Here is a 12,799-nt window from a genome sequence, read left to right as displayed (position 1 = left end):
GAGGCGCAGGCTGCGCGTCCTCTCGGATGAGGAAGCACGCTTGGTCGAGCACTTTCGCGCACTGTCAGAAGCTGATCGCGTGGCCATGCGCTATTTGACCTGCGCCTTCAAGGAGATGTACCGATTTTGACAGGCGCATGTTTACTCACCGCCACGCGGACGATTGACGCCAGCGTGGCGAAGACCTCCTTCGCAGGTCGTCTGATTTGACCCACTCGGCAAGACCCATCCCACACCCCTGCACAGTATTACTGACGGACTTTTCCGAAAAACCCAACGGTCATGAAAAATGACAAGCCAATTCGTACGATAAACGCTATGTCCTTAGGTGTCTGGGCAAGAAGCCCGTCGTTTTATCCACCTCATAAAGGACGAGGCTCATGCCAACCACCCCATTTACACCCTCACTGCGTACCGCCTCCACTACCTGCCTGCGCCCCCGCCAGCTCAATCGAGAGGAGGAGCGCCTGGTGCGCCACTACCGCTCATTGTCAATCGAGGATCGAAGTGCCGTACGTTGCCTGCTGTTCGCGGTATTCGCGAGTACGTCGAACGCCATCACCAGCAGGAATTAACGCCGAGACAAAGCTGGCGCAGGTTCAGCCACGCGCTGGACCTGTTATCGCAGCAGGGTGCCCGCAGCTCGCTGGCGCAGTCGTGCAAGGCGTCGCTGCGGATATCACAACGCTGAGTTTCAACAAGCTCGCCTGGGAAAACCTCAAGGTACGTGAGCCAAGCATGACGAAGATTCCGCACCGATGGCCACAGCCGCAACACGACACCCGCTTAAAATAAACATATACGCGAGCCACCTTAAACCATTAAACGTCTTTACTCTTGGCGATTAATTCCAGGACAGGCACTACTTTGATAGCCTTACTTTCCAACACTACAACTGCCGACCGCGCCGCCCCACGAGAAAAACATGAATAGAACGTAATAAACTAAACCTCGACATGCCCATATTTATTCAACCTACGATACCAGACACTTGCTGCACTCTCTCAACCCCACTTACGAACGGAACAGGTCTAATATTGCGCTCCATTAACGACCGTCAATTAAACGAGCTGTTTACTGCATGCACCCTCAGGCACTCACCGCACTTAAACAATATCAAGATGACACCAATACACATTAGTGCGTAAAACAGATACAGATACCAACGACAACTTTTTTCCACTTCAACCTTTCGAATACTCAAGAACTTTCCTACTCTAATTAGAGAGACAACCCTCAACTCAACCAGAACTTTATGTACAAGGATAAATGCCATGGGATGGCGGCCTGCCAGTCAAGCGAATTGCCCAGAATCAAACCCAAACCACGACAAGATTTTCGAGTCGTTTCAACTCGGTGCCGCCGAACTCGGTTATGAATATTGCTCCATCCTCCTGCTGTCGAGCGATACGCCATCCGCCCCCCCACTGTTCTCGAAGAGCAGCTTTCCGGACATTTGGAACCAGCACTTCAGGCAGCACTACGACTACCAAAACAATCCCGTCGTCAGTCATTGCAAGACGTCTGTCTTGCCGATGCTTTGGTCATGGTCACTCTTCAACCCATTGCCCAGGCTGTGGGAGGATCTTTGCCTGTTTGGACTGCAGCATGGCTTCTCTCAAGCAGTGCATGACCCTCATGGCCTCACCGGCATCTTCTGTTTCGCCCGCAAATTGCCGGCGATCCATCCCGAGGATTTTTACGAAAAAGCGGGGTTGATGCTGTGGTTGACCCATAAAATCCATGCCCTGCTTGCCGAGAGCCTGTTCGTTGCCCCCCCGTTGGTCAGCTTGACCGCCAAGGAACTTGAAGTGCTGCGATGGACCGCAGAAGGCAAGACTGCTGAAGAAATTGCCATCATCCTGTCGCTCACCGCACGCACTGTCGGTTTTCATATGCACAGGATCATGTGCAAACTCGGGGTCCGAAACAAAACGGCGGCGGTCATACAGGCCACCAGGCGAAAGCTGCTCTGAAAACCACCTGAGTCATGCCTGCGATCCCGCAAAGGCTACGACAGCGGCAGCTTCTCAGGCGTATGCCGCAGAGCGGCGGTCACCGAAGAAAAAAAACACCAACGGTGTGCATCCGTTTTGCTGCCCTGCGCGTACATTCATTACCCTCATCCGGAGGGCAGAAGAACCCAGGAGATGCATCATGCAAACCTTTCTTCAACGAATCGCAGCAGCAGCCTGCTTCGCCGCCGTTTGTGTCACTGCCACCACCAGTTTTGCCGCCGATACCGTGATGGTCGGGGGGGCCGCGATGTACCCCAGCAAGACCATTGTGGAAAACGCGGTGAATTCAAAAGACCACACCACGCTCGTTGCAGCAGTCAAGGCGGCCGGACTGGTGGACACGCTGAACAGCAAAGGCCCGTTCACTGTGTTTGCTCCGACCAACGAAGCCTTTGCAAAATTACCGGCCGGCACGGTCGATACACTGGTGAAACCCGAGCACAAGGCCGACCTGACGAAAATCCTGACCTATCATGTGGTACCGGGCACGTATACGTCGGCACAACTGATGGCCGAGGCCAAGAAGAACGGCGGCACGCTCATGTTGAAAACGGTTCAAGGTGAGTCGCTGACGATCAAATTGCATGAGGGCAAACTCTGGGTGATCGACGCAAAAGGCGGCAAGACCGCTATCAGCATTGCCGATGTGATGCAGTCCAACGGGGTCATTCATGTGGTCGACGCGGTGCTGATGCCGTAATGCGCGCCTCTCCCGGCAAACCAGGTGCGCCGGGAGAGGCCGTTGCCCACTATGCCTTTGCTCTATCCTGGGCATAGAAAAAACAACATCATAATGATGGCACTGTCTGATACCTTGTCGTGGGATCACAAGTACTCTGAGGATTATCATGGGCAAAGGCGCACCTATTCCGCCGAATGAAATTGAACGGCTAAAAGAGGTCGCGAAATTTTGTCCAACTGACAGCGATCACGATGATGTCTTCGATAAAATCGTTGAGATGGTCTCTGCTCATTACAACGCTCCGATAGCACTGATTTCCATCGTCGATGTACACCGGCAATGGTTCAAGGCGGGCGTGGGGCTCAACGATACCCAGACGCCTAGAGAGGTCTCTTTTTGCGCCTACTCGACGTTGGACAACACCCAGTTGGAGGTGTTGGACGCCACGCTCGATACGCGCTTTGACGACAACCCGTTGGTCACGGGGCCGCCGTATATTCGTTATTACGCAGGCGCCCCACTGATCACGGAAGATGGTTTTACCCTGGGAAGTCTCTGCATCATTGACACCGTCTCCCGCCCCGCGATGAGCCCGCGTGATAGTGCAATGCTCAACGGCTTCGCCGAGTTGGTGATGAAGCGCATACAGGGCGTGCGGTCGCGCAACTTTGTAGACCAACCCACAGGGCTGTTCAATCGACTCAGGCTTGAGGAGGATATACGTCAAGCATTGAAGCTCAAACACGCGTGTCATGTGTACGCAGTCGATATTATCTCGCCAAAGTTTCTCAATGATATTGTAAAGGCCCTCGGTTATAGCTTTGCGGGGGACTTGATTTTGGCGATCAAATCGCGCTTGCAATCATTACTGCCCGCCCAGTGTTTACTTTATAAAATAAGCCCGACGCGATTTGGCTTCCTCCTTGAAGAGGATCAAACGACCGAGCCGGTCTGCGAACGTATTCTCAACGACTTCAAAAAGCCGGTTGAATGCCACGGCATCCCCATCCTCATGCAAGTGGGGATTGGTGTCCTGCCTATCCATGATTCCGGCCAGCAGGATTGGCTCCGACTGGTGGTGAGCGCGGCGGATGAGGCGCGTGACCGCAAGCTCGGATGGTCGCTCTATGAGCCCCATTTTGACGCAGCTCAACAACGTGCCTTTAGGCTCCTGAGTTCGTTGCCAGAGGCGGTCAACTCTAATGAGCAGTTCAGCCTGGTCTATCAACCCAAAATCAAACTGCCCTCAGGAGAGTGTCATTCGGTAGAAGCGTTGATACGTTGGACTCATCCATTGCTCGGCACCGTCAGTCCTGCCGAATTTATTCCATTGGCTGAAAAGACGGCGCTGATCCCCTCCGTCGGCTTATGGGTACTCAACGCGATTATCCAGCAAGCCCTTGTTTGGAGAGCACAAGGCTTGCGTTTGCGGATCGCGATGAACATTACCGTCAGTGATCTGGAAAGCCCCGACTTCGTAGACGCGATGATTCATGAAATTCAGCACTACGGCCTGGACCCGGCCGGCTTTGAACTTGAATTTACCGAAAGCATGCTGATGACCCACCCTGAAGAAGTGATCCGGCAACTTGAGCGTGTTCGTCAGATGGGCATAGAGGTTGCCGTTGACGATTTCGGCACGGGCTACAGTAATTGGGCATATCTGAAAGAGCTCCCCGCCAACACCGTCAAGATTGACCAGTCCCTGATCAGCGGGCTGGGCACCAATCAAAATGACAAGCAGCTGGTTAAGACCCTCATCGGCCTGGCCAAGGGGCTCGGCTACCGAGTCGTCGCCGAAGGCGTAGAAAGCAAAGAAATCCTGGACCTTTTAATCGCGTGGGGGTGTTCTGAAGCCCAGGGCTACTTAATTGCAAAGCCTATGAACCCCACGGATCTGCAGGCCTGGATGGGACAAGGGAGCCAAGGCGAAGGGTTGGCATGATCCTGGAGAATGCATGCCTTGAAGCATTTGTAGGATGCGTCGTTCGCCCATCGTCACCTGCCGGTCGCCAGCGGCAACATCGCGACCCGCCGCATCAGCCCTTTGAGCGCCTGCGCTCAACCTTCAGGCGGCAGCGTAATAGCAGGGCTGCCATCACGTCCGGTCTCTTGGAGTGTCGGCGCATCCAGGGTGCGCACGGCAATCCGTTGAGTGGGTTGGCAACCGGTTGAGCAGGCACCACAACCGCTGTTGCACCCTCCGGCCTTGGCCGGTGCCAAGCGTCGCCACACACTGATCACCGCGCCAACCAGCAGCACGGCGATTACAGCGTATTGAGCCATGAGTCCCAGTGTCATAAGGCGGCCTCAGCTATTCGATAAGTGATAAACGCGAGCGCATACGCGACGGCAAACATGTAGCTGAACGCCAAGGCGACCTGCCCCCAACTGGCGGTCTCCTTGCGGATCACCGCCAGGGTGGACATGCATTGCGGCGCGAACGCGAACCACATCATCAGGGCTAACGCGCTGGCCAGCGGTACCTGGGCGGCCAGCGTTTGGGTCAGCGACGTGAGATCGTCGCCGTTGGCCACGGCATACACCGTGGCCAAGGTCGCGACAGCGGTTTCGCGTGCGGCGAAGGCCGGAATCAGCGCCAGTGTGATTTGCCAGTTGAAGCCCAACGGCGCAAACAGATGCTGGAGCGTGGCCCCCAGGTAACCGGCAAAGCTGTAATCAATCGCCGGGTTGGTTGCGCCCACCGGTGGGTTCGGGAAGTTCGAGATGAACCACATGATCACCGTGAGCGCGAGAATGACGCCCGTCAGTTTCTTGAGAAACAAGTAACCACGCTCCCACAACATCACGATCAGGTCACGTGCGCGCGGCAGGCGGTAGGCCGGCAGTTCCATCATCAGCATGGGTTGCTGCTGGGTGGTCGGCCTGAAGCGCTTGCACACCCAGCCGACAGCCATGGCGCCGAGAATGCCCACGCCGTACAAACCCAGCAACACCAAACCCTGAAGGCCGAACACGCCGCCGACACGGATGTCTGGAATTACCGCACCGATCAACAGGGCATAGACCGGCAGTCGCGCCGAACAGGTCATCAGCGGCGCCACCAGTATGGTGGTGAGCCGATCATATCGATCACTGATACTGCGCGCCGCGATGATGCCTGGAATCGCACAGGCAAAACTCGACAGCAGCGGAATGAACGAACGACCCGTCAAGCCGACGGCACGCATCGGTCGATCCAGAATGAAGGCGGCCCGCGGCAGATAGCCAGACTCTTCCAGGATGAAGATGAAAAAGAACAGCACCAGGATCTCGGGCATGAACCCCAGTACGGTACCCAGCCCGCTGATCAACCCATCGCAGATCAGCCCGCGCAACGGCCCCTCTGGCAAATAGGCGCCTGCCAGCACGGACAGCGCGCTGAAACTGTCACCGATCCAGTCCGTGACGGGTTTACCGATCAGGTAAACGCCCTGGAACACCAGAAACATGATGGTGACCAGTGCCAACGGCCCTACCACCGGGTGAATCAACCATCGATCAAGCGCATCGACACGCTCATCGGACAGGTGAGGCGTTTTCACACATGCCTCGAGGATGTCACGCACGCGCGCATGTAAGTCGGCGCCCTGCTCCGGGGCTGGCGCCGGCTGGATGTCATCGCAGCCATCCACCGCCTTCAGCAACGCGGCGGCGCCATCGCGGCGAACGGCGACCGTCTCTATCACCGGCATCCCGAGCTCGCTAGAGAGCCGAGCGGTATCGATACGAATACTGCGGCGACGCGCAGCGTCAGCCATGTTCAGGACCAGGACCGCCGGTAATCCCAGGCGTTGCAGCTCCAGTACGAAGCGCAGGTGCAAGCGCAGATTGGTGGCATCGACCACGCACAGCAACAACTCGGGGCGCTCCTCGCCGGGGTACGAGCCCTGCAGCACGTTCAAGGTGACCTGTTCGTCCTGGCTGACGCAGGCCAGGCTGTAAGTCCCCGGCAGGTCCAGCACTCTGAATGTGCGCCCGCTGGCCGTACGTGCCACCCCCTCCTTGCGCTCCACCGTCGCACCGGCATAGTTGGCAACCTTTTGCCTGGCGCCGGTCAGCAGATTGAACAGCGCGGTCTTTCCACAGTTCGGATTACCCACCAAGGCTAAACGCAAGGTCGCCATTCAAGCGCTCACTTCGACGAAGATCATGTGGGCTTCGTTGCGGCGCAGCGCAAACCGACTGCCGCCCACTTGGATAAGCACCGGATCACCGCCCCAAGGTGCCCGCGCGACCACCGTAACCGGCTCACCCGGGACGAATCCGATGTCTTGTAGGCGCTGGCTCAGCGGATCGGCGTTGCCGGTGCCTTCAACATGGGTTACGCAAGCTTTTTGGCGGCGAGGCAGGTCACACAAACGCATAGTGGCATCCAACGAAGATGGTAATGATTTCTGTTTGAGCGATGCTAGGTGCCGGACAGTCCAGTTACAAGCAGATGAAAATATCTTCATTTTCCGCGTGTCTGGCTGGCGTAAGAAGTGTTTGTGAGAGGGGGCGGTGCCGCCATGGTCTCGACATTTGGAGTCAAGACCGCTGGCTATGCGAGTTCAATCAAGAACGGCACACATGGTCGACGCAGGCAGCAACCTGACCGGGTTGCCAGGATGTCAGTGGATTAGCGCAGATACGAAAAAAGACGCTGATGCGTCTATTCCTTAAATTTCAGGCAAAAAAAAGCCACTCTATTGAGTGGCTTTTTCTTTGTGTTTGGAGCGGGAAACGAGACTCGAACTCGCGACCCCGACCTTGGCAAGGTCGTGCTCTACCAACTGAGCTATTCCCGCGTCTTGGTGATGCGCATTCTATAGAATTATCAGAACCCGTCAACCCCTTGATTCAAAAAAGTTTTATTTCTTTTCCACGGTGGTGCGCAGATGCGGCCAGGCGGCGCGCAGATACTGGAGCATGGACCACAAAGTCAGGCCGGCGGCGATAAGCAGCAAGGCGTAGCCCAGCAGGACCCAGAAGGTGAAGTCCGACGGGTTGGCCAGCAGGATGACCAGCGCAAGCATTTGCGCAGCGGTTTTCCACTTGCCCATGTTGGAGACAGCGACATGGGCGCGGGCGCCGATTTCGGCCATCCATTCGCGCAGGGCCGAGACGACGATCTCGCGGCCGATGATCACCGCGGCTGGCAGGGTCAGCCACAGGTTGCCGTGTTCCTGCACCAGCAAGACCAGCGCCACGGCCACCATCAGCTTGTCGGCCACCGGGTCCAGGAACGCACCGAACGGCGTGCTCTGTTCCAGGCGGCGGGCCAGGTAGCCGTCGAGCCAGTCGGTGGCGGCCGCGAAGGCGAACACGGAACTTGAGGCCACGTAGCTCCATTCGTACGGCAAATAGAACAACAAAATGAAAATCGGGATAAGCAGGACGCGTAGAACGGTGATCAGATTAGGGATATTCATCGGCACAACTGGCTACGAGGTGGAAAGGCATTCTATTCGCTATGCAGATTCGCATAAATCAACTCAGCGAGCTTTTTACTGATACCGGGTGCTTTGGCTATTTCGTCAATGCTGGCACGGGACAGCTCCTGCAAGCCACCAAAATGTTTAAGCAAGTCGCGACGCCGCGTCGGTCCGACCCCCGCCACCCCTTCCAGGGTTGAGGTTCGTCGGGTTTTGCCACGACGGGCGCGGTGGCCGGTAATGGCGAAACGGTGGGCTTCGTCGCGGATCTGCTGAATCAGGTGCAGTGCAGGTGAGTCGCCCTTCAAGGTGAACTCATGGGCGGCATCATTCAAGTACAACGTCTCGAAACCAGCCTTGCGCGTAGCGCCCTTGGCCACGCCGAGCAGGATCAGGTCGGGCACCGCCAGTTCGTTGAGCACGTCGCGGGCCATGGACAACTGGCCCTTGCCACCGTCCACCAGCAGGATATCTGGCAGCTTGCCCTCGCCGTCCTTCAACTTGCTGAAACGCCGCGTCAGGGCCTGGTGCATGGCCGCGTAGTCATCGCCAGCGGTGACGCCTTCGATGTTATAGCGCCGGTAATCGGATTTGATCGGCCCTTCCGGCCCGAACACCACGCAGGACGCCACCGTGGCCTCACCGCTGGAGTGGCTGATGTCGTAGCACTCGAGGCGCTGCGGCGGTTCATCCAGGTTGAGCACTTCGGCCAGGGCGTCGAAGCGTGCGGCGACGTGCTGTCGATTGGCAAGGCGTGCGCTCAGCGCCTGTTCGGCATTGGTCACGGCCAACTGCTGCCAGCGCGCGCGGGTACCCCGTACGCGATGGCTGATGTCCAGCTCGCGGCCGCGCAGTTCATGGATCGCTTCGATCAGGGTGGGGAAGTCTTCATGCACCACGTTGACGATCAGTTCCGACGGCAGGTCGCGCTCGGGGCTGCTGACGTAGTATTGGCCAAGGAAGGCTGCCATGACTTCGGCCACCTCCTCATCGATACCCGTCTGCGGAAAGAAATTCTTGCTACCCAGCACCCGCCCACCGCGCACGCTGATCAGGTGCACACAAGCGCCGCCCGGGTTGACGAAGGCCGCGATCACATCCACGTCGCCGCTGCCGCCCTCCATGCTCTGCTGATCCTGCACGCGGCGCAGCAGGGAGATCTGGTCGCGCAGCTCGGCGGCGCGCTCGAAGTCCAAGGTGCTGGCGGCCTGCTCCATGGCGCCGGAGAGTTCGTCAGTAAGCGCATTGCTGCGCCCTTCGAGGAACATCACCGAGTGGCGCACATCCTCGGCGTATTCGGCCGGCTCGACCAGGCCCACGCAGGGCGCCTTGCAGCGCTTGATCTGGTATTGCAGGCACGGCCGCGTGCGGTTCTTGTAGAAGCTGTCTTCGCACTGACGCACAAAAAAGGTCTTCTGCAGCAGGCTCAGGCTTTCGCGGATTGCGCCGGCGCTGGGATAGGGACCGAAATACTTGCCCTTCTGCTTCTTCGCGCCCCGGTGAATACTCAGGCGTGGGAATTGGCCGTCAGATAAAAACACGTAGGGGTAGGATTTATCGTCACGCAGCAGGATGTTGTAGGGCGGCCGCCATTCCTTGATCAGCGTCTGCTCAAGCAGCAGTGCTTCGGTTTCATTGGCGGTGATGGTGGTTTCGACCTGAGCGATACGCCCCACCAGCGCTGCGGTCTTGGGTGCAAGACCGCTCTTGCGAAAGTAGCTCGCCAGGCGGTTCTTCAGGTTCTTGGCTTTGCCCACGTACAGAAGGCGTGCCTCGCTGTCGAACATGCGGTACACGCCAGGGCGGCCACTGCAGGTCGAGAGGAAGGCACTTGGATCAAACGGTGTGGTCATGTCAGGCGCTGGCGTCCACCATGCCGTGGCGCACTGCGAGCAGGGTCAATTCAACATCACTGCTGATGGCGAGCTTCTCGAAAATGCGATAGCGGTAGGTGTTGACGGTCTTGGGCGACAGGCACAGCTTGTCGGAGATCGTCTGCACCTTCTGGCAACCGACGATCATCAGGGCGATCTGGATTTCCCGCTCCGACAGCGCATCGAACGGCGAGTCGCTGGTGGGCTGGAACGACTTGATGGCCAATTGCTGGGCAATCTGCGGGCTGATGTACCGCTGGCCAGCAAACACCAGGCGAATGGCTTGCACCATCTCGGCCAGGCCTGCGCCCTTGGTCAGGTAACCGGCCGCACCCGCCTGCAACAGGCGTGTCGGAAACGGGTCTTCTTCACACACCGTCACCACCACGACCTTGATGTCCGGATGGCTGCGCAACAGTTTGGTCGTGGCGCCAAGACCGCCGATACCGGGCATCTTGACGTCCATCAGCACCACATCGGGTTTCAACTCCCGGGCCTTGATCAGGGACTCTTCCCCGGACTCGGCCTGGCCGACTACTTGCAGGCCATCGATGTCAGCCAGCATTCGTGTAATGCCTGTACGAACGAGATCATGGTCATCGACTACTAGCACCCTAATCAAGCAGACACCTCGCGATATGGTCTTATAGGTTGCTGAACACCTTAGCAAAAAACCAAGGCGCAGACCTAGCTGCAAGCGTCATATATATAGAGTTTGAACACACAGTAGCCGTCCACCGAGCGGTGAACGGCTGTAATTGTTGGGCAGCGGGTCAGGAATCCTGGGGCTGCGACTTGGTTTTTCCGTTCTGTGCAGCGGAGTGTTCGGCCAGGGAAGACGTCAAGCGGCGAATCGCAGCCTGGTCTTCCTCGAACATCGCGCGGTAGTCACCCAGGACTTTTTCTTCGATGTGGCTGAGGTTTTCCAGTTGAATCGGCGTTGTCACACCGGTCAACACGTACAACACATCTACACCTCTTTTGGCGACACGCGACAAGTAGTCCGCTTTGGGCGCTCGCCCTCCGCTTTCGTATTTTCCTTGTGCGTTGGCTTCCACGCCTCCTATTTCACCGAAGACTTTCTGCGACAATCCGAGTCGCTCCCTTTCTTGCCTCAAACGCGAACCGATTCCACTCATTTGGATGTATGATCCTATTTGGCACACCCCGAGAGGTGACACACTCATCTCTTCGTTAAACAAACTTGAACGGTTTTGAACTATGCCCGGAATCCGTACTGCCGCACAAGCCAAGGCCTGGCTGGACCATCAAGGGAAGTCAGTTCAAGCGTTCGCTCGTGAACATGGCGTTGATCCGGCAACCACCTATCAAGTGCTCGCTGGGCGCAAAAAGGGACGGCGTGGAGAAGCCCATAAGGTGGCGGTCCTGTTGGGCATGAAAGAAGGGATCATCCTTGCTGAGGCTGGTAACCAGCACAACGTTCAGTAAGTCGCCTCCTGAAGCCAGTATGCGCTTATTAGCATCGGGTGCATGGTTTAGCTTGAATGGCGGCAAACACGCTCCATGCGCCAAAAGCACTCTTCTTCACCGACAATGCTAAAGCCGTGGCGCTGATAGAGCCGCCTGGCCGGATTGGTCTTGAACACGGTCAAGCGTAACAAGCCCTGGGCCTGGGCCTTGAGTGCCATCTGCTCCAACACCCAACTGCCTGCGCCCTGCCTGCGGCACGCTGGGATCATATGCAACTCGCGGATATAGAGCGCTCGGCTGTCACGGCTCAAACTGATGAAACCCATCACTGCGTCATCGTTGCAGACCAGCCAGTTCTCGCGCCCCGCCCAGGCGACGTCGAAACCATCGTTGGACCACACCAGACCGTATTGCAGGTAGTAGCGGGTCATGGCCTCAAAGGTCAGCGTCCGTGCGAACGGCAGGTCCTGGTCTGTCGCAGCGCGCAGGTGGAACGCCATTCAGACAGCTACCACTTGGCCAGCCCACTGCCCGTCCTCGCGACGGGCAATCACCAGCGCATCGCCAGCACCGGGGGCGGCGGCGAGCAAACCACCATCAGCCGTCCAGATAGCGCTACGACCGGCGCACACATACCCCCCCGATGGGCCGCCATGATTGGCCATCAACACCACCAGGCCATGCTCGGCCGCATAGCCCTGGAGCAACGCGCTGTCTGTGGCATAGCCGCCCTCGCTGATCAACACGCCGGCAGCGTAGACCGTGGCGCCGGCCTCAGCCGCCAGGCGCGGATGACTGGCATGGGCGAAGTCCGCACAGACCGCCAGCGCGATTCGGTCACGCCCCCACTCGAGGACAGCACCGCCCTGCCCCGGGACAAATGCCAGCTCTTCGCCAGGGTGCAGATGCTGTTTGGTGTAGACCGCCACGGAGCCATCCGCCGCCAGTACCAGCGCACCAATCAATACACCGGCCTCGGGTGCCAGGCGAATTGGCATTCCCACCACCGCCGTCAGCCGCAACTCCCGCGCCATTTCGCGCAATGGCAACAGGACAGGGTCATCTGGCGCAATCGCCAACCCGGCTGCCAATGAAGGTTCATACCCAGTCAACGACAGCTCCGCAAACACCAGCAATTCCACACCTTGCTCGGCAGCCGCTCGCATGAACGCCAGGTGGCGTTCGATATTGGCCGGCAAGTCGCCCGCAATGGAAAGGGATTGAGCAGCAGCAAGGGTCAGGGCAGTCATGGTCGCGTCCAAGCAATCATTATCAAGTGGTTACAAGCATATCTCGCCCCATAGCAGTTGGTATCGGTGCGCGATAGAAATTACTGATTGAATCCTCCTGCATGCCTCTAGTAAGCTCCCCCCATCA

General features: G+C 57.7%; 13 protein-coding genes and 1 tRNA gene. 4 read left to right on the top strand and 10 right to left on the bottom strand.

All coding sequences use genetic code 11. The features are described 5' to 3' along the window. The first annotated feature begins 1,274 nt into the window (after nt 1-1,274). The 3 genes from ATH90_RS10830 (at nt 1,275) to ATH90_RS10820 (ending at nt 4,645) form a co-directional block, all read left to right on the top strand. A complete protein-coding gene (locus ATH90_RS10830; RefSeq protein ID WP_098466228.1) occupies nt 1,275-1,976 on the top strand; it encodes an autoinducer binding domain-containing protein in 702 nt (233 codons plus the stop codon). A 181-nt stretch (nt 1,977-2,157) separates the two neighbouring features. After that, nucleotides 2,158-2,718, top strand: a complete 561-nt coding sequence (locus ATH90_RS10825) for a fasciclin domain-containing protein (RefSeq protein ID WP_098466227.1) — start codon at nt 2,158-2,160, stop codon at nt 2,716-2,718. A 148-nt stretch (nt 2,719-2,866) separates the two neighbouring features. Continuing rightward, nucleotides 2,867-4,645, top strand: a complete 1,779-nt coding sequence (locus tag ATH90_RS10820; RefSeq protein WP_098466226.1) for a sensor domain-containing phosphodiesterase — start codon at nt 2,867-2,869, stop codon at nt 4,643-4,645. Nucleotides 4,646-4,761: 116 nt separating this feature from the next. Here ATH90_RS10820 and ATH90_RS29035 read toward each other — a convergent pair whose 3' ends face one another. The 8 genes from ATH90_RS29035 to ATH90_RS10785 form a co-directional block, all read right to left on the bottom strand. After that, nucleotides 4,762-5,001 carry a FeoB-associated Cys-rich membrane protein gene (locus ATH90_RS29035; RefSeq protein WP_122712319.1) on the bottom strand — a complete coding sequence of 80 codons (240 nt, stop codon included), beginning with the start codon at nt 4,999-5,001 and terminating at the stop codon, nt 4,762-4,764. Beyond that, a complete protein-coding gene (gene feoB, locus ATH90_RS10815) occupies nt 4,998-6,827 on the bottom strand; it encodes a ferrous iron transporter B (RefSeq protein ID WP_034103767.1) in 1,830 nt (609 codons plus the stop codon). The genes ATH90_RS29035 and feoB overlap by 4 nt, the downstream gene beginning before the upstream one ends. Then, nucleotides 6,828-7,067, bottom strand: coding sequence for a FeoA family protein (locus ATH90_RS10810; RefSeq protein WP_034103765.1), 240 nt, complete (start codon nt 7,065-7,067; stop codon nt 6,828-6,830). It lies immediately after the preceding gene. 347 nt (nt 7,068-7,414) lie between these two features. After that, a tRNA-Gly gene (locus ATH90_RS10805) sits at nt 7,415-7,490 on the bottom strand. Between the two features lie 63 nt (nt 7,491-7,553). After that, nucleotides 7,554-8,114, bottom strand: coding sequence for a CDP-diacylglycerol--glycerol-3-phosphate 3-phosphatidyltransferase (gene pgsA / locus ATH90_RS10800; protein WP_034103764.1), 561 nt, complete (start codon nt 8,112-8,114; stop codon nt 7,554-7,556). A gap of 32 nt (nt 8,115-8,146) precedes the next feature. Beyond that, nucleotides 8,147-9,970: an excinuclease ABC subunit UvrC gene (gene uvrC / locus ATH90_RS10795; RefSeq protein WP_069022996.1), complete on the bottom strand. Its 1,824-nt coding sequence runs from the start codon at nt 9,968-9,970 to the stop codon at nt 8,147-8,149. A 1-nt stretch (nt 9,971) separates the two neighbouring features. Then, on the bottom strand, nt 9,972-10,613 hold the full coding sequence (gacA, locus tag ATH90_RS10790; RefSeq protein WP_003190387.1) for a response regulator transcription factor GacA: 642 nt from the start codon (nt 10,611-10,613) through the stop codon (nt 9,972-9,974). Nucleotides 10,614-10,764: 151 nt separating this feature from the next. After that, the gene (locus ATH90_RS10785) at nt 10,765-11,130 is read right to left on the bottom strand and encodes a helix-turn-helix domain-containing protein (protein WP_034103760.1); all 366 of its coding nucleotides are present in this window, start codon (nt 11,128-11,130) and stop codon (nt 10,765-10,767) included. A gap of 82 nt (nt 11,131-11,212) precedes the next feature. Here ATH90_RS10785 and ATH90_RS10780 point away from each other — a divergent pair, with 82 nt between their 5' ends. Then, nucleotides 11,213-11,440, top strand: coding sequence for a DNA-binding protein (locus ATH90_RS10780; protein ID WP_069022994.1), 228 nt, complete (start codon nt 11,213-11,215; stop codon nt 11,438-11,440). A 47-nt stretch (nt 11,441-11,487) separates the two neighbouring features. Here ATH90_RS10780 and ATH90_RS10775 read toward each other — a convergent pair whose 3' ends face one another. Next, nucleotides 11,488-11,922 (bottom strand): GNAT family N-acetyltransferase, encoded by a 435-nt coding sequence (locus tag ATH90_RS10775; RefSeq protein ID WP_034103758.1) that lies wholly within the window; start codon nt 11,920-11,922, stop codon nt 11,488-11,490. Then, nucleotides 11,923-12,672, bottom strand: coding sequence for a carbon-nitrogen hydrolase family protein (locus ATH90_RS10770; RefSeq protein WP_098466225.1), 750 nt, complete (start codon nt 12,670-12,672; stop codon nt 11,923-11,925). Nucleotides 12,673-12,799: the final 127 nt, after the last annotated feature.

It is taken from the genome of Pseudomonas lurida, from assembly GCF_002563895.1.
Taxonomy (GTDB): Bacteria; Pseudomonadota; Gammaproteobacteria; order Pseudomonadales; family Pseudomonadaceae; genus Aquipseudomonas; species Aquipseudomonas lurida.
Note: the sequence above shows the minus strand (reverse complement) of the source record. Positions and strands in the feature narration are given on the sequence as shown.